Here is a 25,671-nt window from a genome sequence, read left to right on the forward strand (position 1 = left end):
ACGTTATTCATAGTCACTCATAGATATATTCCACGTCCGATTTTTTGAACCGCAGAAGGCGGGAATCGTTGGACCCGGCTCCGTTTCTGGTAGCGTAATATGCGTTCATGGCTCCCGTAAAGAACCAGCCTTGTCCGTTTTCAGGAGAGTAGGCAGCCCACAGCATGTTGTTATAGTGTCCATGGAGAATACCGTTGTCATTCCATTGTGCGGAAGAACCGTACCAAACCAGAGGTTCGTTCTGCGAAGGTGTGCCGTTGCTGTACATGGCGATGGTAATCAGTCCGCTCAGTTTGACTTGGCCCACCGTCACATCCTCTCTTCTCCGTTGGCGCCGTTGGATTTTGGTTCCGCCGTTCCAGGCAGTGCTGTGTTCGCCGTCCCACATCAGCCAGAGGTAATCCTTCGTAATCTTCAATACTCGGTCGAAGTCTTCCACCGACGGCGTTTCGTACCCGTCGGGAGCCATGGCTGTAGGTTCCAGCTTGTTGATATGGACGTTTGAGGTGCTGTATCCCTCCAGCTTGGCTACTCCGTTGTCATCTATCACCTGCATGCCTTGGGTGGTCTTTCCCTGATACTGCCATTTCCAGAGTTTGAAGAATTCTTCCGGAGTGCAGTCGCGCAGATAATCGAAAACAGTCTTTCCTGCTTTCGCAGCCGGGTCGTTCGAAGAAAGTATCTGGTCATTGAAATCCTTTGAGTTGCCCATGGCATTGTACTTGCACCACCACACGCCGTTGAGGTACGTCACCGGGAGTCCCCAGTTGCGTCGGCTCACCGTATATTCTTCGCGTTCCGTGCCGTCGTTGTTGCAAATCACCAGCGTGGCTTTCTGCACACGTCCGTTGGCTGTGGGGTCGTTGGGTTTCCATCCTCCCAGGATACGGAAGGAGTGGGAATTGTCTTCCCGTGCCGCCAGTTTGATCCAGTGGCCTTCTCCGTTTTCATATTCTACGGTCAGCTTTTTGGATTCCGGCAGGGTCAGTACCCCAAGTTCATTGTCGATATAACGGTCAAAGTGGCATTCGTAACTGTCGTTGTAATCGAGCAATCCTTCCATCCGGGTCGGGTTTTCCGTCAGGACCAGTGTCAGGTAATCGTCCGGATAGGTCTGTTGCAGTCCCTTCCGGTGGAAGCGCAGCTTGATTTCTTCTCCGGGAACGCCGAGGCGCCATCTGTCTTTCTGTATGCGGAACAGGTTTTTGCCTCTGGTTTCCGCACTGTTGTCTCCCAGTGTCTGTACGGTCAGCGGCATCGGGGCTTGGATGAACTCCAGTTGGTCGTCACAGTCGATGGCCAGTGTCAGTTCGGTAGCCGTATAAGGCAATACAATCCGGTTCTTCGCATCGTTTACCGTCACATTTCCCGGCAGGATAGAGGCCTTCGTGTCTACCTTCAAGGCGCCCGCTTCGGAAGACAGGTTGTGCTCGCCTCCGTTTTCCCATTCGATGACCTGGAGTTTCACGCTGCCACTGACCGGGTCTTCGCTGAGGCTCAAGGTATAGACCGTATTGCGTTTCAGGGTAGAAGGCAGGCTGCTTTCTACGGTGGTTTCTTTTCCGTTTTTCACGATACTCACCTGCGCCTTTACGTCTGTACCGTTTTGTTCGTACAGATAGGCCACTCCTTGTGTCGATGCTTTCAGTGTTTCCGGAAATTCGATGCTTTCATCTTCCCAAGTCGTATTTTCCGGGCTGGATACCGGATTCTGAGGGAACAGAAAGGCCTGTTGCGCAATGTGGGTGAACACGATTTCCTTTACTTGGAGAGAACTGTTGGCCGGCAGAGAAAGGTCAAACCGGGCCGACCCTCTTTCCAGGTCCATGTGCAGTGTGCTTTCACTGCTCTTGCCCAAGTCGAGCATGCCCGAGAAGAATTCCGGTGCATGCACATTTCCGTGGGTATAATTCAGGGTTGTCTTCAGCCAGTCTTCTTCTGTAATCTTCTGTTCCTTCATTGCCTGAAGGTCCAGTTGTCCGTCCGTATTGCCTACGAGATAAAGATGGCCGGACGGCTTGTCGGTCTGGAGTACATACTGGCTCTCCTTTTTCGAGAACTCGGTATAGACAGTAGTCAATACGCCCTCTTCGAACAGGCAGGCCTGCATGTCGCTGATACTGTCTTCACCAGGAAGAGAACTGGTTTCTCCTTCCATCTGAAAGGCCTTGATGCTGGCATTTACAGTTCTGACGGGCACACTTCCGTTCTCATCATTCGGAGTGTCCTCGTTTTTGGGAATGTCTTCGTTGCTGCAGGCCGAGACAAGGCATACGGCTGAGAGTATTCCGAAAAGCTGGATATATTTTTTTAAGTGCATATACATGAGTTTTCTTGCGTTTTTTGTTATAGCTCTATTCTTATTCATAGATATATTCTACAGGAGTCTTGATGCATCGGATGGTACGGGTCTTCTGTGCGTTGCTGGCCGCATACTTGAACCAGTTTCCTTTGCCGGTGTTTTTGGCATAACCTTCTATCATCCACGTGTTGCCGGAATTGCCGTAGGTGGCAAACAGAATCATCATGCTGGAGATGCTGCTTTCATTCCATTGATGTCCCAGTCCACAAAGCGTCAGATGGTTTCCTTCATACTCAAAATCGTAGAACGAAATCGGGCCGTAGGTAAGGCCTTTGAAAGTCGCGTTGCGTTCCACCACGTTGAAGTTGAGGCGTTGTCCCAGTCCGTTGTTGAAGACTCCGGGGTCAAAATAAGCCAGGTTGCAGTTTGAGCCCCATGTGTAGAAACGGTAGTCGTCATAATCCGGAATCTGGTACCCGTCGGGAGCCATCTCGGTAGGAGCCATCGTACCGAAATTGCCTGTCTGGCTTTGATACCCCTCATAATAGAACTGGCTGCCGTTGTGGGTCAGTTTCAGTCCGTCCGGATTTCCAGCCTGATACTGGTCGCCCAGCACCTGAAGGAAGTCATCGTCCGAGCAAGTTCTCAGATAGTCGGCCAGGCTGCCCTGAGCCGCAGGGTCCGCTTTCACCAGAATCTGGTCGTTGAAGCTTTTCACATTGCCTCTCAGGTTATACTTGCACCACCACACACCGTTGATTTTCACGACGGGCAGTCCCCAGTTGAGGCGTCGGATGGTGTACACTTCCGGATGGCCGCCATTGGCATCCGCAATCACCAGTTCACCGGTTTGTGCCCGTCCGTCTGCGTTCGGGTCATTGGGTTTCCATCCTCCCAGCAGCCGGTAGGTACGGTCGCCTTCTTCTGTCAGTTTCATCCACTGGGCTTCTCCCTCATTGAATTTCAATGTCAGGGTTTTTCCTTCCGGGAGCGTGATACGGGCCAGTTCACCGTCAATGTAGGTGTTGAAATCACAAAGACCGTTGTCGTCAAACTGGAGGACGCCTGTCATCTGCACCGGATTTGGAGCAAATACCAGTACGACCCGTCCCGTCTGTATCTCGTTTTTATGTACATCCAGATACATATATTCATGATGGCTTCCCGGCATTTTCTGTTTGCTCTCGATGTGGAACTGTGCCACCGGGGAAAGGCTGCGGCCAAGCGGGGCAGGAGTGACCGTCACTCCCTCGGCCTGTCCCAACACGGTTACTTCGGCTCCGGCTTCAGCCGCCAGTGTCAGTTGGAAATCACTTTTCCAACATGGCACGAACACGGTATCACCCTGTGCATTCAAGGTCACTCCTTCAGAAAGCTGTGAGAGTTCCTTGTCCACCAGCCCTTTGTGCGTGAGGCCCGATTCAGAAGAAGCGCCGGTCTCCCAGTCATCGGTCAGCACCTCCACTTTCCAGTCGGCTCCGTTTCCATACACTTTAAGCGTATAGATGGTGTTGCGTTTCAGGGCCGGAAGTGTGGTCTTTAGCCGGTGCCATCCTCCGTGGGCTGTCATCATGATTTCTACCTCATGTCCGTTGGTGTATTGTTCGGGAAGATAGAAAAGGGAAGTCTTGCCATTCTGGAAAGGCTGTTCGCCAAAATCTTTTGTCAAGTCCGTTGTCTCCGGCTTTTCGGGTGTCTGGAGCGCATCTTGCTCGTAAATGTAACCTGTCAGCGACACCCCTTTTATGGTGACGCTGTTTACCTGAGCATCTTGGAAAGGCGATTCCAAATCGATGCGGGCTACAGCTCGTTTCAGGGCTACGGAAGCAGAAGTGGTTTCTGTGTCCAAATCTGCTTTTCCGGTCATCAGCACATAGTCGGAAACCATATTCTCGGCCGTTGCCTGCTGCTTCAAGAACTCTTCCAGCGTGGTGACCCCTTCTTTCAGGCTTTCCGGGGAAACGGCTTGGTCGCCGTTCGCCAGGAAATACAGGCTGCCCTGCGAGGGGTCGATATCGAGTTGGCAGGAACCTGCTGCATCCACTTTCAGCGAGGAGAACGTTTCTTTCAAGACACCGTTCTCGAACTGATAACCATTGAGCGTGTTGATTTGTGATTCCGTGTCGTCGGCTGTTCCATTCGTCATTCCAGTTCGGGAGAACTTTATGGTAAACATTCCGTTTTGCGGTGTTTGCTGAATATCTTCATGCTGGCATCCGCACAGTAAGAACAGACTGGCGCTTGCCAAGGCGAGTATATATTTCATCATCATTTTTCGTGATATTATTGTTATCGTCCGTTTATTTGTATTGGTAAGGGTTTTGCGAACTGTTCAAGTAGCTGGGAGAATCGACCGGCATCTGCCCGATGTTGTCCACATAGAAGTTGTTCATCAGCTGTTCCGCCCAGGGTCCGTAGGTGAAAGAACTGCTGTGTCCGTATCCCATGACGTGTCCGAGTTCGTGGAACATGACGCTGCATGCATACCGGTTGAAGTAATGTTCGAACCATCCTCGCTGGTAGGCTCCGAAGGTGCTGCCTCCTCCTAGTCCGATGATTCCGTGCCCGGGATATACCAGACCTACCTGGAGCGTTCTGCTGGCTCTCATTTTTTTCAATACCTCCTCTACCTTTACAGGCTGTTTGTTGTCGTCGTAAAGCTGGTCGGCATTGTCCTTTAAAATCTGTTCGTGCTCCGGCATGTCAATCATGTAAGTGAAATTGAGGAAAAGGGCCACCGACTCCCGGCAATGTACCGGGCGGATTCCCATCCAGTTGCCCACCGGACCTCCGTCTTCTTTTTCCGGGTCTCCTCCGTAGAGTCCCCAGTAGATGGTCCATCCGTGCTTGATTTCCTGTAGCTTGCTCCAGTAAGGGTCGTCCGATTCAATCTTGAGTACAGCGTTGCTTAATTCAGAAGCCGTTTTCTTTTGTACCTCTATATATTTTCCGGATTCCGTGCGGCACATGGCAGTGCGCTTCATCAGCGGAATCTCTTCCCAGAAGTCGCCGAAGGCCGGGATGGAATCAAAATAAGCCAGGTCGAAAAACTCTTCGCTCACCTGCGGCAGCTGCATCTTAATCAGTACGCCGGTCAGCTTGCGGGGAGAGTAGAAGCGCGTATGCAGTTTCCCTTCTTCTGTGACGGATACCTGCAGTGGCTGGGCGGTATTGAAGCACCGTACAGTCTTGTCGGTATATACTTCCTTCCGTTCCGTGTCTTGCAGGATTAAGCTGTGCTCACCTTTATTATAAGCTGCAGGGGTGATGAACATGGTCACTGCCTTGTCGTCCGGATGGTTCACTTGGGTTTCTACGAGATGAATGTGGTTGGAAGCCAGTTCCTTCTGCTCAAAGCTGTACACCTGCTTTCTGTTTTCTTTCCGGTAGTTGCGGGTAGAGAGGTTGATTTCTCCATGAAACGTAGACCCCTTGCACAAGGGCATGAACAGGTAGGAAGTCTGTCGGTTCAGTGAAAGGGTCTTCACCGTGCCGTTGCTTTCCCCGCCCAGTTCCCCGTTGCCGGAAAGGGTGGTGTAGAAGCATACGTCTCCCAATGCCAGGCTTTTGTCTGTGACGGCATAGCCCACGTAGGGGTTTTGGTACGCAAAGTCAAAATCCACCCGGCTGACAATCCGTTTCTGTGTCACTTCCTGTGGGATAGAAGCCACTTCCTGGATACCATTTTCCGTCTGTTTCTCTACGATGGAGAAGGGAGTTTGTGAGTAGAAATATTCAGCTTCCAGCGGTTGCTGCAAGTCTTCAGGAAAAACGAGCCATTCCTCCTGAAGATTTTCCGGGCTATGGATAGTGGCCCGGTCTGCGGCTGGGTTGCCTTTGATGCCCAATACAACCAGCCGGTATTCTCCTTTGTGAAGGCCTTCGGTATAAATCTCGGAGGTGGAAGCTTCATAATAGCTTTTAATGTTTTTTACCTTGTCGCCGTTTTCATCGACAATGAAGTAATGCAGCTCGTCATAAAGCGACGTTTCCGTTTCCGAGGCACGGGAAGAGGCTCCTTCATAGCCTTGTTTTTGTAATTTGAATACAATCCCAGATTGGTTTTCGGTGGAAGATGTGCCTAAGTGCTCCTCCTGACTGCAAGAAACCAATAGCAAAGTGCATAAAAATGCAATAAATGTAAATCTTCTCATTTTGTTGTTGTTTTCTCAGTATGGCAATCTTTTTTAAAACTAATTCCTGTGATATTTTAAGTAAGAAATAATCAATCAGTCGTTTTACATATCTAGTTTGTTCGTTTCGTTTAGTTTTTCTCGCGTTCTTGTTCTTAAACGTAATATCTTTATGATTTGTTCAGTCGGAATCTGTCTTAGGGCATAATTTTCCTTCCATCGCTATGAAAGAGGGGAGAACTGAGACGTTGTCTTGGCGGTGTTATGATTTGTGTTGTTGTTCGTTGCTGCGAAACTCGGTGGGGGTCATACCCAGGTATTTTTTGACGTATTGGGCAAAAAAGGAGACATTGGGGAAGTCAAAGTCCATGGCTATCTCCTTGATGCTTTTGGTCGAGTATTTGAGGGCCGGGATTATGTGTTCTATCGCATTCTCATGAATGAGCGTCAATGCATTCTTTCCACTGATTTGTTTGACTATGCGTGAAAGATATTTGCTTGAATAGCAGAACAAATCAGCATAATAGCCCAAGGTTCGGTGTCTGCCGTTGTCGGCTGCGAGAGCTTCCATGAACTGCTTGAAAATAAAGTCGGGTTGCTTGACCAGGACCTGGTGGCCTGTATTTTCCTTTTCGAGTGACTTATGAGTGGTTTTGGCAATCATTTCTTCAAAAAAAGCAGAAGCGATGTGCAGCAGGATGTCTTTTTGAAAATTGTCGGATGAAACTTTTATTTTGCGTTCTATCAAATCCAAATACAGCTGGAACAGTTCTTTTTTTGTTTCCTCAAAATGCTTGATAGGGTGCTCTTGTATGTAACAAATCGATTTCCACGTATATTTTTGCGTCTGGGTGATGCGGCGGAAAAAACGGTTGGAAAAGCAGAATATCTTTACTTTGCAGTCGGGGCTGGCCGTAAGTTGTCTGATAAGAGTATTGGGCAGACTGATCAGCAAGTCATTGGCTTGAAGATGACGATAGGTATTGCTCAATTCCATCGTAATTTCTCCTTCCCTGCAATAAAGCATCAGAAATACCTCCAGTTTGACATTCTTGTTTTTTTGAAATACATTTTCCAGCCGTTCGGTCAGGAAGATATAGTCGTCCATGTAGCTTTGAGGGTCACAATGTGCCTGAAGCATGTCCATGTGAATGTGTTTGATAATTTCTTCCATGTTATTTTTTTGCAAAGATGTGGATTCCCTCGTAAAGCATGGTGTTCTATATTCTTCCAGATATGTCTTATTTTCTACATTTTGCCGGATGTTGTGGAAACAAGGGAAAATAAGATACTTCTGTGTGAAAATCCGTTGTGTGCTTTTTCTACGGGGTTGCTACTTTTGCGCGAACAAAAAAAAGAAACGAATATGACAGAAAAGATTGGAAATTTAGGCGCATGGCTGATGGTGCTCGGTTGTGCGATTGGGATAACGTCCTGCCAGACGGAAACAAAAGAAACGACCGGAAAGGGGTATCAGCTGATGACAATTCAGGCAGATACCGACAAGGAGATTACCACTTCTTATTCTGCGTCCATTGAAGGGATGCAGGATATCGACATTTATCCGCAGGTATCGGGGTATATTGAAAAACTGAATGTATCGGAAGGAGACGTTGTACGTAAGGGGGAGGTGTTGTTTGTCATCGACCAAGTTCCGTATAAGGCGGCATTGGAAACGGCGGTGGCCAATGTGGAAGTAGCGAAAGCCAGTCTGGCTACAGCCGAACTTACTTATAAAAGTACAAAGGAATTGTATGCCAAAAAGGTAGTCTCCAGCTTTAATTTGCAGACAACAGAGAATGAGTTTCTGACTGCCAAGGCACAACTGGCACAGGCCAAGGCACAGGAGGTGAACGCGCGAAACAACCTTTCTTATACGGAGGTGAAGAGCCCGAGCGAAGGAGTGGTCGGCATGTTGCCTTATCGGGTGGGGACACTGGTCAGTTCGAACATGGCACAGCCGTTGACTACGGTTTCCGATAATGCCCAGATGTATGTCTATTTTTCGATGACCGAGAACCAGTTTCTCTCGCTGGCCCGTCAGTATGGAACCACGGAAAAGGCTATACAGAATATGCCTGAAATCCAGCTTCAGCTGAACGACGGTTCCATGTACGAAGAAAAAGGAAAGATAGAATCTATCAGTGGTGTGATTGACAAGGAGACGGGTACGGTAGGTGTGCGTGCGGTATTTCCGAATGCTTCCCGTTTGTTGCACAGCGGGGCATCGGGCAATGTGTTGATTCCAAGTATCTATAAGAAATGCATTGTTATTCCGCAGGGAGCTACCATACAGTTGCAGGATAAAATCCTGGCCTATAAAGTAGTGGATGGCAAAGCGGTATCTACTTTGATAAAGGTTGCTCCGGTCAACGACGGAAAGGAATATATTGTAATGAATGGGCTGAAGGCCGGTGACGAGATTGTGGCCGATGGAGCCGGTATGCTTCGTGAAGGAACGCAAGTAAAATAATCGGACGCTTATGAAAGGAAATATATTTATCAAACGGCCGGTCATGGCCTTGTCTATATCCATTTTGATTTTGATTGTTGGATTTATCTCCCTCTATACCCTGCCGGTGGAACAGTATCCGGATATTGCCCCGCCTACAGTTTGTGTGGATGCTACTTATACGGGTGCCGATGCGGATGCCGTGATGAACAGTGTCATTATGCCGTTGGAAGAGAGTATCAATGGAGTGGAAAACATGATATACATCACTTCTACGGCCACCAATGCCGGTACAGCAGAAATATTGGTTTATTTCAAGCAGGGAACCGATCCGGATATGGCGGCAGTCAACGTACAGAATCGTGTGTCGGAAGCACAGGGCCTGTTGCCTGCAGAAGTAACAGCTATTGGGGTAAGTACCATGAAGCGGCAGAACAGTTATCTTCAGATTAATGGTTTGACCAGTCCGGATAAACGTTATGATGAGAGTTTTTTGTCGAATTATCTGGATATTAATGTAATACCACAAATTAAACGTATTCAGGGAGTTGGTGATGTACAGCTTTTGGGGGATACGTATAGCATGCGTATCTGGATGAAACCGGACAAGATGGCGCAATATGGTTTGGTGCCTGCCGATGTGACGGCTGCATTGGGAGAACAGAATATTGAAGCACCTACAGGGTCTTTGGGCGAAAATTCAGATCATGTATTCCAGTACACGATGAAGTATAAAGGGCGTCTCAAGAGTGTGGAGGAGTTTGAGAATATGGTGATACGTTCCCAAAAAGATGGTTCCGTACTCCGTGTGAAGGATATTGCTGATGTAGAGTTGGGGCGTGAATCCTATGGTTTTCATGGGGAAGCAGACGGAGTGCCGGGTGTGATGTTTATGGTTTATCAGGTGGCCGGAGCAAATGCGACAGCTGTGAACCAGGAGATATCCGATTTGCTGGATGATATCTCAAAAGATTTGCCTGAAGGAATGAAGTTTCTGCAAATGATGAGTGTGAATGATTTCTTATTTGCTTCTATCGACAATGTGGTCGAAACTTTGGTAATCGCTATTCTTCTGGTAATACTGGTGGTATATTTCTTTTTGCACGATCTCAAGAGTACTTTGATTCCTTCCATATCCATTGTGGTGTCGTTGATTGGTACGTTTGCCTTCCTTTCGGTGGCCGGATTCAGTATCAACATTCTGACCTTGTTTGCGCTGGTGCTGGCCATCGGTACCGTGGTGGATGATGCCATTATTGTGGTAGAGGCTGTGCAGGCCAAATTTGATGTGGGATATCGTTCGCCTTATCTGGCTACCAAGGATGCCATGAATGATGTGACGATGGCGGTTGTGTCGTGTACCTTTGTATTCATGGCCGTATTTATTCCTGTCACCTTTATGGGCGGTACGTCCGGTGTGTTCTATACGCAGTTTGGTATTACGATGGCAGTGGCTGTGGGCATTTCTTGTTTAAATGCGTTGACGCTTTGTCCGGCTATGTGTGCCATGATGATGAAACCGTCGGACGGAAACAAGAGTCCTCATAGTTTGAATGGCAGGATACGTGCTGCCTATAATGTCTCATTCAATGCTTTAATGGGGAAATATAAAAAAGGATTGATGTTTTTCTTCCGTCGTCGTTGGATAGTATGGACTTCATTAGGCATTGCTTTCATATTATTGGTGTATCTGATGTCCACCACGAAAACCGGACTAGTTCCTCAGGAAGATCAGGGAACTATGATGGTGAACATTAGTACTTCACCGGGTAATTCATTGGCGGAGACCAATAAAGTAATGGATAAGGTGGAAAAGATATTGAAGGCTACCCCAGAAATAGAAAACTATTCTCGTACTACCGGATATGGATTGATTTCCGGGCAAGGGACTTCATACGGTACGGTTATTATCCGTATGCTTCATTGGGATAAGCGAAAAGGGAAGGAACATACGGTAGATGCGGTGATGAAGCGTTTGAATGCCCAATTTAGCATGATTAAGGAAGCACAGGTATTCTGTTTCCAGCCTGCCATGATTCCGGGATATGGAACTGGAAACTCCATTGAACTTTATATGGAGGACAAAACAGGAGGCGACATGCGGCCGTTCTATGAGTCTATACAGAAATTCATAGTGGCTCTGAATCAACGCCCCGAAGTGGCCATGGCTTATAGTTCGTATGCCATGAATTTCCCTCAGATTGCAGTAGATGTAGATGCGGCCAAATGCAAGCGTGCCGGTATCAGTCCGAATGATGTGCTTGATGTGGTGGGCGCCTATTGTGGTGGGACGTATGTCTCTAATTATAATAAGTTTGGAAAGGTCTATCGTGTCATGATTCAGGCTTCGCCCGATGCCCGTTTGGATCAGCATGCGTTGGACAACATGTTTGTACGTAATGGTACGGAGATGGCGCCGGTCAGCCAGTTTGTGACGCTTCGTTCGGAACAAGGGGCGGAGGTAGCCAAGCGTTTCAATCTGTATAACACTATCAACGTCAATGTGAATGTGGCCGAGGGATATTCTACAGGTGAAGTTCAGAAAGCCATTAAAGAGGTTGCGGCTCAGGTGCTTCCTTCGGGTTATGGTTATGAATATGGAGGTATGGCTCGTGAGGAAGCGAGCAGCGGAGGAGCACAAACTGTTTTTGTATATACCATTTGTGTGGTATTGATATTCCTGATTCTGTCATGCCTTTACGAGAGTTTTCTGGTGCCGCTGGCTGTCATTCTTTCCGTACCTTTCGGCTTGATGGGAAGTTTTCTGTTTGCCCGTGTGGCAGGATTGGAAAACAACATCTATTTGCAGACGGGAGCCATTATGCTGATTGGTCTGCTGGCCAAGACGGCCATTCTGATTACAGAGTATGCCATTGAACGCCGGCGTAAAGGAATGGGCATCATTTCTTCTGCCTATTCGGCTGCCCAGGCTCGTTTCCGTCCCATCATCATGACGGTGTTGTGTATGATTTTCGGTATGCTTCCGCTGATGTTCTCATCCGGTGCCGGAGCCAATGGCAACAGTTCGCTGGCTACGGGTGTCGTAGGAGGTATGCTGGTGGGTACGCTGGCTTTGCTCTTCGTAGTGCCTGTATTCTTCGTGGTGTTTGAGTACTTGCAGGAGAAGCTGCGAGGTCCCATGCAGAAAAAGCCCGACCAACAGATTGTCTACGAGAAGGAACAGACCTTGATTGAAAAAAGTGCCTTTAATACAGAAAAGTAAATGGAGTCGTCTATGAATACGTCAAAAATAATTGCATGCAGCGCAATGCTTCTCTTGAGCGGTTGCGGAATCTATACTAGTTATGAGCCTCAGACTTCAGTCCCTGAGGAACTCTATGGGGAGGAAGTGAATGTTTCCGATACGGTAAGCATCGGAAATATTCATTGGAAGGATTTCTTCTCCGACCCTTATTTGCAAGCGTTGATTGAAAAAGGACTGGCGCAGAACACCGATGTGCAGACTGCCAGTCTGCGGGTAGAGGAGGCCAAGGCTTCTTTGTTGTCGGCCAAGCTGGCTTTTCTGCCATCGTTTGCCTTGTCTCCGCAAGGAGGGGTCAATACGGTGGAAGGCAGTAAGGCGTCGCATACCTATACACTGCCGGTGACTGCCAGTTGGGAGCTGGATATTTTCGGCAAGTTGAGGAACGCCAAGCGTCAGGCTAAAGCTGCTTATCTGCAAAGTGAAGATTATAAGCAGGCGGTATATTCCAGTCTGATAGCCAATATCGCCAATACGTATTACACCTTACTGATGCTGGATGAGCAGCTGGAGATTTCCCGGCGGACGGCTGAGACATGGAAGGAAACAGTGGCTTCCACACAGGCCTTGATGGATGCCGGACAGGCGGATGAGGCGGCTGTTTCGCAGATGCGGGCTACTTATTACGAGGTGGAGAATTCGGTAATTGACTTGGAAGAGCAGGTGAATCAGGTGGAAAACAGCCTTTCCTTGTTGCTGGCGGAAACTCCTCACCGGATAGCCCGGGGAAAACTTTCCGCACAAAGTTTCACGAAGGATTTGTCGGTAGGCATACCGCTTCAGCTTCTCTCGAACCGCCCGGATGTGCGTGTGGCGGAACGCGATGTGGAACAGGCGTTTTATGTGACCAACCAGGCCAATGCTGCCTTTTATCCGGCGGTTACGCTGAGTGGAAGTGCGGGTTGGACCAATTCCGTAGGGGGACTGATTACGAATCCCGGCAAGTTTGTAACCTCCGCTTTGGCTTCATTGACCGAACCTCTGTTCAACAGGGGGACGCTTATCGCCCGTCGGCGCATTGCCAAGGCACAGCAGGAGGAGGCACTTCTGGCTTTCAGACAGAAACTGCTGGATGCCGGAACGGAAGTGAACGATGCATTGGTGTCTTATCAGACCAGTAAGCGGAAAAAAGATAATTATGAGCAGCAGATAACCGCACTGGAAAAGGCTTTTACCAGCACTTCGCTCTTGATGGAGCATGGGAATACGACCTATCTGGAGGTGCTGACGGCTCATCAGACGTTACTCAGTGCACAGCTGTCGCAAACAGCCAACTGCTTCAAGGAGATACAGAGTCTCATCAACTTGTATCAGGCGCTGGGTGGCGGACAACATATTTAGTTCTCTTTTTTTAGTTTCTATTGTGTGGCGGGCGAATGCCTCTTGACTTGTTTTTCTCATTCTCTCTCTCATGCTTATATTCATTTTCACATTCATGTTTACCGGGGAAGACAGTCAAGGGCATTCGCTCTTTCTTTTATAGCTTTTATCGATGAATGTTATCGGGAAAAAGAGTTTTTCCGATAGATGGAGATTGGAGCCGACCGCCTACCTTTGTTCTCATAATCATGAAAGGAAAAGGGAAATGAAAGAAATGAATCGTTCACGTGAGGCGGTCGCACGGTTTCGCCTGATACGTAACTGTATGTTTTTGTCCGGATTGTCAGTTTTTGCCCAGCTGTATTTGTTTCAACCCATGCTTTCGGAAATGTGCCGGAATTTTGGTGTCAGTCCGGCGGAAAGCAGTCTGTCGGTGTCCGCCTCTACTGCCGGTATGGCGTTGGGGTTGATTGTCATGGCGTTTAAGGCTGATTCCGTTTCGCGCGAACGTCTGATGGGAGCTTCGTTGCTGCTTTCTTCCTTGTTGACCATCGTGTCTGCCTTTACTGACAGCTATTTCCTTCTGCTGGTCCTGAATCTGTTGAAGGGAATGGTATTGGCCGGGGTGTCGTCGGTGGCGTTGGCCTATCTTTCGGAAGAGGTGGACAAGAGCATGATTGGACTGGCCATCAGTCTCTACCTGAGCGGGAACACACTGGGCGGAATGTCGGGGCGAGTGGCTGCCACGTTGGTGTCTGGATGGGGCGGATGGCAGTCGGCCGTGTGGCTTATCGGCATTGTCAGCCTGCTGCTGGGCGGATTGTTCTGCTGGAAGATTCCTGCCGGGAAAAATTTCTCCGCAGTATCCGTTTCTTTCCGGGAAAAACTGTGTCAGATGCGTTCTCTTTTGACTCGGAGCACATTTCTTTCGATGTATCTCATCGCCGCTCTTTCGATGGGAATTTTTGTGAGTATCTACAATTATCTGTCTTTCTTGCTGGAGGCACCTCCTTTTTCATTGCCACATCACTGGGTGGCACTGATTTTCACCATGTATGTGGCAGGAATCATCGGTTCGGTCGTGGCCGGAGGTCTTTCGGACAAGTATAGTCCGGAGATGCTGTTGCAAGGTACGTTGGGACTGATGGGAGTCGGGATGGCCTTGTTGCTATGGATGCAGCTTTGGGCTATTGTGCTGGGACTGGGATTGATGACTTTTGCTTTTTTCGGAACCCATACGCTGGCCAGCCGGATTGTGTCGGTACATGCCGGGCAGATGAAAAGCAGTGCCACCAGCATTTACTGGTTATTCTATTATGCAGGCTCCAGTCTGGTAGGTTCTTTTTCCGGCATCGTGCTGTCTCACTATGGGTGGGGGTCTTTCATGGAATTCCTTTTTGTGCTTTTGGCCGTGGCTTGGATTGTTTCTCTGAGTGTCTTGTGGCTGTTTAAAGGAAAGAAAAATGTATATGTGTGGATTGCGAGGAAGTGATACGGCTAGCGGCCTGCTTTCAAAACTCTATGTTTGAAGGCAGGCCGCTGGCGTGTTTATCAGGTGAAGGGGATTATTCGAATATAATCTTGCCGAAGAACTCCGGACAGTGGAAGCAAGGCTTCGGCAAGTCAATGGGATTCCATGACAGGAAGTGAGGCGTGTGCTGCAAGTCCCCGCATTTGTAGAAGTTGGCATAAGCAGTCAGTCCTTTGAAGCCTTTCAGCTGATGACGGAAGAACGCTTCCTTGGGGATGCAGAGAGCCAGTTGCCAGCTACATTCTCCCATACGCTCTTCAAACGGAACTTTTCCGAGTGAGCTCCAGCGGTCTACCTGCTGGAGAATGTCTTGAGGGGCATGAGGCCTGTCGCCCGGTCGTCCGCCACCGATAAGGAGGGTTCCTCCGCAGTTGCATTCAAAGTTATAATATACGTTTTCTTCCTGGTCTTCCGGAAGCTGGCAGAAGAATTCGCAACAGGAGTCTTCCCAAACTCTACCGTTATCTTCGGCGGCTGTGGCCCGCACACTTTCTTCTTTTACGCGATAGTTCAGCAGGATGCAATCGCCAGTGTGGGCTATCCGGAAGGAGACTTCCGGGCAGTAAGGAAAATCTTTCCAGTTCACGCAGGAAACCGGTTGGAATTCTACCTGATGCGTATCGAGCAGTGCCGGGATGTCTTGGGCGGTCACGCGGGACTGTCCGGTAATTTCGGGAACATGTAATTCTTTCATGATGTTTGATTTAGGATATCGAATTAAAAACTTAATTTTGTTTGTTCAGTATAATAAGGGCACCGATGACTCCTGGAATCCATCCGCACAATGTGAGGATAAAGACAATCAGTACCGATCCGCAGCCTTTGTCGATGACGGCAAGGGGTGGAAAAATGATGGAGAGAATGACTCTGATGAATGACATTTCTGTGTTGGTTTTAGAAATTTGCAGGAAAGTTAGGGAAAAGATTTAGAACTGGCAAGAATTTGGAAAAGATTCGGAGAAGAACGAGGGAGATAAAAAATATCCTCCCGAGGACTTCGGAAGGATATCTTGAGGTGTATACCGGAAATCCGGTATAGAATATGCAGTAAACTTTACAACTTTCAGTCATTAAGCTGACATCCTGGCCAGCAAAGGGGTTACTAGCTCATTAGCTGAGCATTACGTAACCCCAAACCATCGGATCTCCCTTGAAGATCTTCTGAATGAAATTTTTCATCGTTTTCATGTTGTTACCCTTTCTTTTTTAGTTAAACCTTAATACCTTTCAATTTAATCTTAAAATAACGTCGTCTCCCGACGAGGTTGAAAACAATCTTATAATCTAAAAAAACAATCTTTCTACTAGGTGAATCTCTGAACTTCCGTTCTTGATTACGCTGCAAAGATAGGGCTTTTTTGTATAGAATATATGCTTTAGAACATAAAAATAAGGAAAAGGTATGTTTTATTGATGTAGGTCAAAAAAACGGTCAGTTCCGATGTTTGGCAGCACACCGGGCACATACTCCTTTCACGATGTAGTTGACTTTTCGGGCAACGAATCCTTCGGGAAGATTGATGTGCGGAATGAGGTCCTGGTTCAGGCAATAGGTATTGTGGCATACCTCACAGTAGAAGTGGCAGTGCTCTTCTTCTTCGTTGCACTGGCCGTGGTTGTGGCAGATGCAGTATTTGTGCGAACCGCTTCCGTCGTCCACGCTGTGGATGAGATGATGCTCGTGGAAAAGGACGAGGGTGCGGAAGATGACCGATTTGTCGATGCTGTCGAGCTGTTTTTCCAGCGTGCCCAGGCTGAATGTGTCGGTTTGGGAGGCAATGGCCTCATAGATGAGCAGTCGGGTGGAGGTAGGGCGGATGCCGGCTGTCTCCAGGATTGTGGCATAGTCTTCTGTTTTCATAAAAAAGGATGCTTATCTTGTGACTTGCTGCAAAGATAAGCATCCATTTTGGCAACCAGGTTGTTTTTCAGCCAGGTTTTATTCATTCAGTCGCAGTTTTTTCTTCAGTTCCTTGGTCAAGGCGTCCTTGTGCAGAAGAATATAGATGGTTTTGGCACGCACATAGCTTTCCGACATGTTCAGGTAGCCTCCGAAATCGTTCCGGTCGGTGCCCCAGGAATTCTTGGTAATATAGTATTTTGTGCCGTTCTGGTCTTTGGCAATGCCGGTGAGGTGTATCAGGTGGTCGTCGGTAGTGACAAAGGTCTCGTATCCTTTCTGACGGATTGCGGGTGTCACTTTCACTTCCGGACACGGATATTCAAACTTGAAGGCCTCATCGAGTCTCTGTTTTGCATCCATGCTTTGCCAGCGGGCAAAGTCGGTATCTTTCAGGTCTTCGGTCTTTCTTGTCTCCGGATTGATGGCCACTCCGTGCTTGAAGGAGAATCCTTTTTCGCTGACATCGCCGTCCCAGCAGACGGTATATCCGTTTTCCAGGGCATGGTCGGCGGCCTGCATCATCTCGTCGAGCGGCAGGTTGTACATCTTGGCATGCTCCCAGTTGTCCGGAATCTCCAGTTCAAACGCCTGATAGTAGGGCTGGTGAGTGAAGCTGGTCAGCATGACATAGTCTTCCGGATGGATGCCCAGGCTCTGCGCAAAGGATTGCGGAGTATATTCCTTGCCTTTGTAGGTGAACTTCTCAGGCAGTTCGCCCATGTAGATGTCGAACAGGCTCTGAATCAGTTTTTCGTATTCAGGGCTGCGCTGGCGAAGCTGGACAGCCTTGTCGGCAATGACTTCCATATAAGAGGCCAGTTCCTTGTGGTTGTGGGTCGGAGAGTGATAGTTGATGCCGCTGTACACTTCTTCCGGCACGATACCTACTTGAGTGAAAGCTGTAAACCAGCTGGGTGAGATGCTCCCCTGACCGATATTGCCTTTTCCATGACGCAGGTAATTGTCTTTCAGCTGGTTCATGTACTTCTGACGGACGATGTACATTTCCGAGAGGTCGAATTCGCCTTTTCCTTGGCGGAGGAGTTCGGCTTCAATGAACGAAGTGGTGGCAAAGCACCAGCAGGTGCCTGTGGCTGCCTGGTTCTTGACCGGAGTCACTTTCTGGTTGACGACGGTAGTAAATTGGTAGCCTTCGGCTTTAGGCTGTGCCTGAAGAGTGGCCGAGGCGAGCAATAGGGCAGAGATAAATGTAATTGTTTTCATATTTTTATACGTTTCCAGCGAATTAGATGAGTTAGAATCCGAAACGGTAATCGTTCCAGTATTTGGCAGTCATTTCGTCCCATCGGAGCAGGGTGGCTCCGATGAAATCCTTTGTGTAATCAGTCAGATAGGCCTTGGCGGCGTCTTCTCCCTGGTTCTTGACCAGTTCCGCATAACGCTGTTCCACCATCGGCAGTTCTTCCAGTCCTTTCCGTTCAAAGTGCATCTGGTTCTTTTCCATGATTTTCCGGGCGTTTCCCCATCTCACGGTAGCCAGCTTGTTGGCCTGACGGTAGTGCCACAGGGCCGCATCCAGACGGTAGCGGTGGTTGCCGCAAATTTTGAACATGGCGGGCAGGTCGGTCGTGCCGCAGAAGATGGGCACGCGCGGACTCTGTCCGGGGTTGTCCATGGCAAACCAGCAGACACCTCCCACGGCATCCGGAAGCCAGCTGCGCAACTGTATGACGGTGGAATAGGCACATTGCGGAACAGCCACGTTCCGGTTGGCTGTGACACTTCCCTTCTGGAGGGCATTGTACAGCTGGACCTCATCGGCACGCATCCACGGGTTGGCACGCGGGCTGGTGATGGTGTCAGTCTTTCCGGTCTTCCGGTCCTTGACAGCCACTTTCAGGTTTTTAGTCATGCTCCATTCTGTGCCTTCATACGTCTGTCGCAGGTAGGCCATTACGTCGGCATTGCTGATTTTCTTTTCCGGCTTCACGCTCAGGGGCAGTTCTTCATCGTCCATGCTGAGCTTGAGCGATGGGGCCAGTGTGCTTAGGATAAAGAATTCCCGGATGCTGAATGCCTGCATCTTGCCGAAGTAGTTCGGGCCTCCGTAAGCTTTCCAGAACTTGAACGGTTCCTTTCCGTCCCACAGTTTGAGTTTCTTGGCCACACTGAACACGTTTTCCGAGGCCATGTAATTGTCTGTATCTTTCAGGTTAAGTGTACTGATGCGGGAAATGTTGGCCGAAACTCCGACCTCGTCGTCAGGAATACGGACGGCAGCCCATACACCGCCAACCTGGTCGGGACCTTCGCCGAAGATTTCAAAGTGCCACACTTCCTTCGGGTCGGCAATGGTCAGACATTCTCCCGAATCACCATAGCCGTATTCCTTTACCAGCTTGCCCATGAGCTGAATGGCCTCGCGGGCCGTGGTGCAGCGTTGCAATGCCACGCGGGCCAGCTCTTCAATCATGAACATCCCTTTAGGGTTTCTCAGGGTATCCCGTCCGCTGATGGTGGTTTCCCCCATGGCCAGCTGTTTCTCGTTCAGACACGGATAGGCCGTATCCAGAAATGCGTAGGTATGTTTGGCCTGCGGAATCTGGCCTTTTACGGTCAGGTTGGTCTGGTCGTTGATCGATTCCGTGTGCATGCGTCCGTCGTAAATGTTCATTACCGTGTCGTTGGCAAAATCTGCCGCTGGTACAATGTTCACCCACGTACGGTACCAGCTGTCGCAAGTGTGGCTCGTCATGACCGAACCGTCGGTTGAGGCCAGTTTTCCCACCATGATACTCGTGCAGCAATCCGGATCGCGCGGTAAGGTTTGCTGTGCGAAAGCAAGCTGGGAAAAGGTAACCCCAATAAAGAATAAAATGTTACTTATTTTCATGTTTTCGTATTAAAATGATATTTGTTTGCAAAGATAGTAAAAAAGGAGAAAAAGGGATAAGGATATTCTTCGTAAAATGGTTGAAGAATGATAGGTCTCCCTGTGTTTTCTTCTTGGCGACTTAGAAAAGAATGTACAGCACAGGCATAAAATTATCTCATCACGAACGAGTCGAGACCTCGTCACGTTCGTGTCGACCTCTCATCACGTTTGTGACGAGGTCCTCGCACGGACGTGACGAGGTAATTTCGTGTTGGAGTTTCTGGATAAAGAAAGGTAAGGATACAAAAAAGAGGCCGTCTCAAAATGAAATATAATTTGAGATGGCCTTTTTTGTGTCTGCAAAAAAAATCGGGCAAGCCCAAACTTCGCTCAGTCAGGACTTGCCCGTCTCCCTAATTTTTCGTATCTTAGGGAATCAAGCAATATATCCCAAAGATAATGTTTAAAAACTATACCTCCAACGATAATCTGCTTTTACCTCCGTGTTTAGGCGATTTTATTCCCCAGAACGATCCGGTCCGGGTTGTTCACCGTATCATTGAACAGATCAGCCTGGAAGAACTTTACCGCAAGTACTCCGTCAAAGGCTGTCCGGCCTACCATCCCCGCATGATGCTGCAGATTCTGGTATATGCCTATCTGCGCAATATCTATTCCAGCCGCCGCATTGAGGAGTTCTGCCGCAATGACATCCGCTTCATGTGGCTGACCGGTACCAGGACGCCTGACCACAACACCATCAACCGTTTTCGCAGCAGCCGGCTGAAGGATGTACTCAAGACCGTCTTCGCCACCATCGTGAAGTTCCTCGTGGCGGAGGGCTTTGTAAGTCTGGACGTGGCCTGCACCGACGGGACGAAGATGGAGGCGAACGCCAACCGTTATACGTTCGTCTGGGGCAAGTCCATCCACACCCGCATCTCCAGAATTGCGGAACAGCTTGAGGAGATATGGCGGTACGCCGAGTCCGTCACCAAGCAGGAGCTGCGCGACTCCGCTCCCGTCACTTACCAGGACATCACCCCCGAGAAGGTGGAAAGGGCGCTGGAACAGATACATGAAGCTCTGGAGGGAACGGATGCGGACCGGAAAGTGAAGGCCAAGGTCCGGCGCGTGAGGAAGGCATGGCCCGAACAGCTGAAGAAATACGAATCCCAGGGAAAGATTCTCGACGGGCGCAACAGCTACTCCAAGACAGACCCCGACGCCACGTTCATGCGGATGAAGGAGGACCACATGAGGAACGGGCAGCTCAAGCCCGGATACAACCCGCAGGTCAGTACCAACGGACAGTTCATCCTGAACTATACCCTCCACCAGTGTGCCGGTGACACCTCCACCTATCCCCTGCACATGGAAGACTTCCATTCCCTGTACGGCAGATATCCTGACGTGTCCGTCTGTGACGCCGGGTACGGAAGTGAGGAGAACTACCTGTACGCCTTCAGGCACGGCATCGAAACCTTCATAAAGTACAACTATTTCCACAAGGAACAGAAAAGGAGCTTCAGGAATGACCCGTTCCTGTCTGCCAACTTCTATTATAATGAAGAAACCGACGGCATGTACTGTCCGATGGGACAGAGGATGGAAAGACTCTCCGATGTAAAGCGGACGACAGACAACGGTTTTGTACAGACCATCTCAAGGTACAGGGCACGGAACTGCAAGGGCTGCCCGTTAAGATGCCGGTGTCACAGAAGCCGGTCGGAAAGGATTGTGCAAGTGAATCATCGGCTGAGAAAAATCAAGGAAAGGGAACGTAAGAAACTCCTCTCTGCGGAAGGTCTTAAATACCGGAGCCAGCGGCCACAGGATGTGGAAGCCGTATTTGGAAACCTCAAGAACAACAAGCACTTCAAGAGGTTCCATCTCCGTGGGCTGAAAAAGGTGGGAATTGAGTTTGGCCTGCTGGCCATAGCGCATAATCTTGCAAAAGTAGCCTCTTAGGAGGCTTCTGACTGAACGAAACGGTTTGAAACCATGAAATCTGTAGAAGGAAACTTGTAAATTTCTTTTTGAGGAAAAATCCAAACGACTTCAATCTGATATGAAACGACAGAGGCCATCTCAAGGTTTATTTTGAGACGGCCTCTTCTGATTATTTAATTTCGAATTCTTCCTTCATGTCCATTTCCTGGTTGTGTACGTCAAAGAATTTATACTGTAAAAAAGCCAGGTTCTGGTTCGGGACGATTTTGATGCCGAATCCATATTTCATCTGCCACTTACGTTTCAGGGACATGAATCCCTGGTTTACATAGGCAGCTACGTAAGGATGGATATGCAAGGTGAATTTCTTCACTTTCAGCTTGTTGACCAAGTAGTCAATCTTACTTTCCAAGGTATCGGTAAACAGGATGGAAGGTTTGATCTTCCCTTTTCCGAAACATACGGGGCAATCTTCATCGGTGGTGACATCCATGGCCGGACGTACCCGCTGGCGCGTGATTTGCATCAGTCCGAATTTGCTCAGAGGAAGGATGTTGTGTTTGGCCCGGTCTTTCTGCATGTTCTGGCACATGCGTTCGTAAAGTTTCTGCCGGTTTTCTGCCAGGTTCATATCGATGAAGTCCACCACAATGATTCCGCCCATATCTCTCAACCGGAGCTGGCGTGCCAACTCATCGGCTGCGCCCAGATTCACGTCGAGTGCGTTTGCCTCTTGTCCGTTGGTCGATTTGGAGCGGTTTCCACTGTTTACGTCCACCACGTGGAGTGCTTCGGTATGTTCGATAATCAGGTAAGCCCCGCTTTTGTAGGAAACGGTCTTTCCGAAAGAGGACTTGATTTGCTTGGTGATGCCGAAATTATCGAAAATAGGAAGCTGGCCGGTGTAGCGCTTTACGATGCCTGCCCGTTCGGGGGCGATGAGCGCCACATAATCTTTTACTTCGTTATAAACGGTTTCGTCGTTTACGTAAATGTTCTCGTACGACGGGTTGAACAAGTCGCGCAGCATGGCTACGGTGCGGCTTGTCTCCTCATAAACCAATGAGGGCAGTTTGGTGGCCTTCTGTACCTTCGTGATGGTTTCTTCCCAATGTTTCAGCAAGACTTTCAGTTCCGCATCCAGTTCTGCCACTCGCTTGCCTTCGGCCACGGTACGTACGATTACTCCGAAATTCTTGGGCTTGATGCTTTGGAGCAGCTGTTTGAGGCGAGCTCTTTCCTCGCTGGATTTAATTTTTTGAGAGACGGATACCTTGTCATTGAAAGGAATCAGTACCAGATAGCGTCCGGCGAACGACAATTCGCAGGTCAGGCGCGGCCCTTTTGTGGAAATGGGCTCTTTGACAATCTGCACAATGACCTCTTGTCCCTGCTGGAGCACGCTGGAGATTGTTCCGTCCTTGTCAATGTCGGGAAGCATGGAGGCTTTCGACATGGGATAGAGTTTTTTCCGGTCACTGATGACTTGCTTGAGGTATTTCTGGTAAGAATGAAATTGTGGTCCCAAGTCTAAATAGTGAAGAAAAGCGTCTTTCTCAAAGCCTACATCAACGAAACAGGCGTTGAGACCGGGCATGAGTTTCCGGACTTTTCCTACGTACATGTTGCCGACGGAGAACGAAAGGTTGCGTTCTTCTTTTTGGAATTCTACCAGGTTCTTATCTTCCATAAGGGCGATAGAAATCTCTTTGGGCTGTACGTCTACTACTAATTCGCTTGTCACTTTTTTGCTTGGTTTTTTGTTCTTAATAGGTTGCTAATTACACAAAGAACAAACCTGAAAGACTTTGTTTAGCTTTGCAAGTTTGTTCTTTATTGAAGTCGGACAGACTAACAATTATTTTTTGCTTTTATGTCTGTTCTTTCTCAGTCTTTTTTTACGTTTGTGAGTAGACATTTTATGTCTTTTTCTTTTCTTTCCGCTTGGCATAGCTTCAAAATTTTATGGGTTAATACTAAATGTTAATTATTTTTTTACTGATAGAGTAAATGTTTTTGCAGGTTTGAATGCCGGAATATTGTGTTCCGGGATAATGATAGTAGTATTCTTAGAAATGTTACGAGCAGTCTTCTGCGCTCTTTTTTTCACAATGAAACTACCGAAACCACGGAGGTAGACATTTTCATCTTTCGACAAAGATTCTTTTACTGATCCCATGAACGCCTCAAGGGTTGCCAATACTGTTGCCTTGTCAATTCCTGTGTTCTTGGCAATTTCGTTTACAATATCTGCTTTAGTCATTTCGCTAATAATTATTGTTATACGTTATCTTAATTTTTTGGACTGCAAATATATAGCTTTTCTGTTTCTTTTGGAAATATATCGAGAATATTTTTTTGAAAAGTCATGCTTTTTGAGGCTTTTCATGCCTTTTTGAAGGCGCTATGGAGAGGTTTGTCTGTGTATGTCCGGTAAATGTATTATTTTTGCGGTCAAATATGCGCCAAATGAATTTTTTTGCAGATAAAATAATAGATTGGTACAAGGAAAACAAGCGGGATTTGCCTTGGAGGGAAACGAAAGACCCTTATAAAATATGGATATCAGAAATCATTCTTCAGCAGACACGGGTCGTGCAGGGATATGATTATTATTGCCGTTTCATGGCACATTTTCCAGATGTGAATACACTGGCCAATGCTTCCGAAGACGAGGTGATGAAGTGTTGGCAGGGATTGGGGTACTATTCCCGTGCCCGCAACCTGCATGCGGCAGCCAAGGTGATTGCGGAAAAAGGTTGTTTCCCCACGACGTATGAGGAGGTGAGAGCTTTGAAGGGAGTGGGCGATTATACGGCTGCGGCTATTTGTTCCTTTGCATACGATTTGCCATATTCGGTAGTCGACGGCAATGTGTATCGGGTGTTGTCGCGGTGGATGGGGGTGGAAGCCCCGATTGATACCGGTGCTGGCAAGAAGTTGTTTGCTTCCCTGGCAGATGAGATGATGGATAAGTCGCGTCCCGCCCTTTACAACCAGGCCATTATGGATTTCGGGGCCTTGCAGTGTGTACCTTCTTCGCCTTCGTGTCTGTTCTGTCCGTTGTCGGACAGCTGTGTGGCCTTGCAGAAAAACCTGGTGGATAAATTGCCACGAAAAGAGCGGAAAACGAAGGTACTCGACCGTTATTTTTCTTATATTTACGTGCGTGCAGGCGCATATACTTATATTAAGAAACGGGCTGCCGGTGACATCTGGCAAAATCTGTATGAGTTTCCGCTGATAGAGACGGCGAATGAGGTCGGAGAAGAGGAAATGCTTTCCCTTCCGGAATTTCATCACCTGCTGGACGGTTGTGGCATGATATCCTTCCGGATGGTATCGCCCGAGGTAAAGCATGTGTTGTCGCACCGGGTGATTCATGCCAAGTGCTATGAAGTGGTGTTGGAGGGCGAGAATGTGACACTCCCTGGTTTCCAGCGGATTCAAATTGACGATTTTCATAATTTCCCGGTATCGCGCTTGATATCTCGTTTTTTTTCGTTACTTTTGAAACCAAATCATAAAAAACAGAATCATGTCATTGAATAAAGTACAATTGATTGGAAATGTGGGAAAAGATCCCGAAGTGAGATATTTGGACAGTGGTGTGGCCGTAGCTACCTTCCCGTTGGCTACCACAGACCGTGCTTATACGCTGGCCAATGGCACCCAGGTGCCGGAGCGTACGGAATGGCATAACATCGTGCTGTGGCGCGGGCTGGCAGAAACTGCCGAAAAATATGTACACAAAGGAGATAAGTTATATATTGAAGGGAAAATCCGTTCTCGTTCTTACGATGACCAGAACGGTGTGAAACGTTATGTGACGGAAATTTTCGGCGACAATATGGAGATGCTTACTCCGCGTAGTGTGCAGTCTGCTGCTCCGGTGCAGCCCCAGGCGACTGCTGCGGCTACGGCTTCCGCTCAGCCGGAAAGTAACCCTTCGGATGATTTGCCGTTCTGATTTCAGTCG

Annotated in this window: 18 protein-coding genes; 7 read left to right on the forward strand and 11 right to left on the reverse strand. The window is 48.4% G+C overall.

Translation table 11 applies throughout. The features are described from left to right. Nucleotides 1-13: 13 nt before the first annotated feature. The 4 genes from OIM59_RS03995 to OIM59_RS04010 form a co-directional block, all read right to left on the reverse strand. The gene (locus OIM59_RS03995; protein WP_303895208.1) at nucleotides 14-2,320 is read right to left on the reverse strand and encodes a hypothetical protein; all 2,307 of its coding nucleotides are present in this window, start codon (nucleotides 2,318-2,320) and stop codon (nucleotides 14-16) included. A gap of 40 nt (nucleotides 2,321-2,360) precedes the next feature. Beyond that, nucleotides 2,361-4,574 carry a hypothetical protein gene (locus OIM59_RS04000; RefSeq protein WP_299172677.1) on the reverse strand — a complete coding sequence of 738 codons (2,214 nt, stop codon included), beginning with the start codon at nucleotides 4,572-4,574 and terminating at the stop codon, nucleotides 2,361-2,363. Nucleotides 4,575-4,602: 28 nt separating this feature from the next. Continuing rightward, entirely contained in the window at nucleotides 4,603-6,456 is a 1,854-nt protein-coding gene (locus tag OIM59_RS04005) for a hypothetical protein (RefSeq protein WP_299172679.1), read from the reverse strand. Nucleotides 6,457-6,697: 241 nt separating this feature from the next. Then, nucleotides 6,698-7,609 (reverse strand): helix-turn-helix domain-containing protein, encoded by a 912-nt coding sequence (locus OIM59_RS04010; RefSeq protein ID WP_299172681.1) that lies wholly within the window; start codon nucleotides 7,607-7,609, stop codon nucleotides 6,698-6,700. Between the two features lie 192 nt (nucleotides 7,610-7,801). Here OIM59_RS04010 and OIM59_RS04015 point away from each other — a divergent pair, with 192 nt between their 5' ends. The 4 genes from OIM59_RS04015 (at nucleotide 7,802) to OIM59_RS04030 (ending at nucleotide 14,961) form a co-directional block, all read left to right on the forward strand. Continuing rightward, nucleotides 7,802-8,908, forward strand: a complete 1,107-nt coding sequence (locus OIM59_RS04015; RefSeq protein ID WP_299172685.1) for an efflux RND transporter periplasmic adaptor subunit — start codon at nucleotides 7,802-7,804, stop codon at nucleotides 8,906-8,908. A gap of 10 nt (nucleotides 8,909-8,918) precedes the next feature. Beyond that, nucleotides 8,919-12,110, forward strand: coding sequence for an efflux RND transporter permease subunit (locus tag OIM59_RS04020; RefSeq protein ID WP_303895212.1), 3,192 nt, complete (start codon nucleotides 8,919-8,921; stop codon nucleotides 12,108-12,110). Between the two features lie 12 nt (nucleotides 12,111-12,122). Further along, a complete protein-coding gene (locus tag OIM59_RS04025) occupies nucleotides 12,123-13,490 on the forward strand; it encodes an efflux transporter outer membrane subunit (protein ID WP_299172690.1) in 1,368 nt (455 codons plus the stop codon). Nucleotides 13,491-13,734: 244 nt separating this feature from the next. Then, nucleotides 13,735-14,961: an MFS transporter gene (locus OIM59_RS04030; RefSeq protein ID WP_299172693.1), complete on the forward strand. Its 1,227-nt coding sequence runs from the start codon at nucleotides 13,735-13,737 to the stop codon at nucleotides 14,959-14,961. Between the two features lie 73 nt (nucleotides 14,962-15,034). Here the strand turns inward: OIM59_RS04030 and OIM59_RS04035 are convergent, their stop codons facing one another. From OIM59_RS04035 to OIM59_RS04055, 5 genes are all read right to left on the reverse strand, one after another. Then, nucleotides 15,035-15,694, reverse strand: a complete 660-nt coding sequence (locus tag OIM59_RS04035) for a carbohydrate-binding family 9-like protein (protein WP_299172696.1) — start codon at nucleotides 15,692-15,694, stop codon at nucleotides 15,035-15,037. Between the two features lie 31 nt (nucleotides 15,695-15,725). Beyond that, complete coding sequence (locus OIM59_RS04040) at nucleotides 15,726-15,881, reverse strand: YqaE/Pmp3 family membrane protein (protein WP_072542054.1); 156 nt, start codon at nucleotides 15,879-15,881, stop codon at nucleotides 15,726-15,728. A 551-nt stretch (nucleotides 15,882-16,432) separates the two neighbouring features. Next, nucleotides 16,433-16,861 (reverse strand): Fur family transcriptional regulator, encoded by a 429-nt coding sequence (locus OIM59_RS04045; RefSeq protein WP_299172700.1) that lies wholly within the window; start codon nucleotides 16,859-16,861, stop codon nucleotides 16,433-16,435. A gap of 78 nt (nucleotides 16,862-16,939) precedes the next feature. Then, on the reverse strand, nucleotides 16,940-18,127 hold the full coding sequence (locus OIM59_RS04050) for an aminopeptidase C (RefSeq protein ID WP_303895217.1): 1,188 nt from the start codon (nucleotides 18,125-18,127) through the stop codon (nucleotides 16,940-16,942). Nucleotides 18,128-18,158: 31 nt separating this feature from the next. Then, complete coding sequence (locus OIM59_RS04055; protein WP_303895219.1) at nucleotides 18,159-19,757, reverse strand: dipeptidase; 1,599 nt, start codon at nucleotides 19,755-19,757, stop codon at nucleotides 18,159-18,161. A gap of 441 nt (nucleotides 19,758-20,198) precedes the next feature. Here OIM59_RS04055 and OIM59_RS04060 point away from each other — a divergent pair, with 441 nt between their 5' ends. Then, nucleotides 20,199-21,710 carry an IS1182 family transposase gene (locus OIM59_RS04060; RefSeq protein ID WP_303895222.1) on the forward strand — a complete coding sequence of 504 codons (1,512 nt, stop codon included), beginning with the start codon at nucleotides 20,199-20,201 and terminating at the stop codon, nucleotides 21,708-21,710. A 151-nt stretch (nucleotides 21,711-21,861) separates the two neighbouring features. Here OIM59_RS04060 and OIM59_RS04065 read toward each other — a convergent pair whose 3' ends face one another. Both OIM59_RS04065 and OIM59_RS04070 read right to left on the reverse strand, forming a co-directional pair. Next, on the reverse strand, nucleotides 21,862-23,436 hold the full coding sequence (locus OIM59_RS04065) for an Rne/Rng family ribonuclease (protein WP_022352996.1): 1,575 nt from the start codon (nucleotides 23,434-23,436) through the stop codon (nucleotides 21,862-21,864). 243 nt (nucleotides 23,437-23,679) lie between these two features. Next, on the reverse strand, nucleotides 23,680-23,955 hold the full coding sequence (locus OIM59_RS04070; RefSeq protein WP_007563675.1) for an HU family DNA-binding protein: 276 nt from the start codon (nucleotides 23,953-23,955) through the stop codon (nucleotides 23,680-23,682). Nucleotides 23,956-24,161: 206 nt separating this feature from the next. On the opposite strand from OIM59_RS04070, the gene mutY reads away from it, so the two are divergent. Beyond that, complete coding sequence (mutY, locus tag OIM59_RS04075; protein ID WP_299172713.1) at nucleotides 24,162-25,244, forward strand: A/G-specific adenine glycosylase; 1,083 nt, start codon at nucleotides 24,162-24,164, stop codon at nucleotides 25,242-25,244. After that, nucleotides 25,231-25,662, forward strand: coding sequence for a single-stranded DNA-binding protein (locus tag OIM59_RS04080; protein ID WP_299172716.1), 432 nt, complete (start codon nucleotides 25,231-25,233; stop codon nucleotides 25,660-25,662). Before mutY ends, OIM59_RS04080 begins: the two co-directional genes overlap by 14 nt. Nucleotides 25,663-25,671 lie beyond the last annotated feature (9 nt).

Source organism: Bacteroides mediterraneensis (genome assembly GCF_025993685.1).
Taxonomy (GTDB): domain Bacteria; phylum Bacteroidota; class Bacteroidia; order Bacteroidales; family Bacteroidaceae; genus Phocaeicola; species Phocaeicola mediterraneensis_A.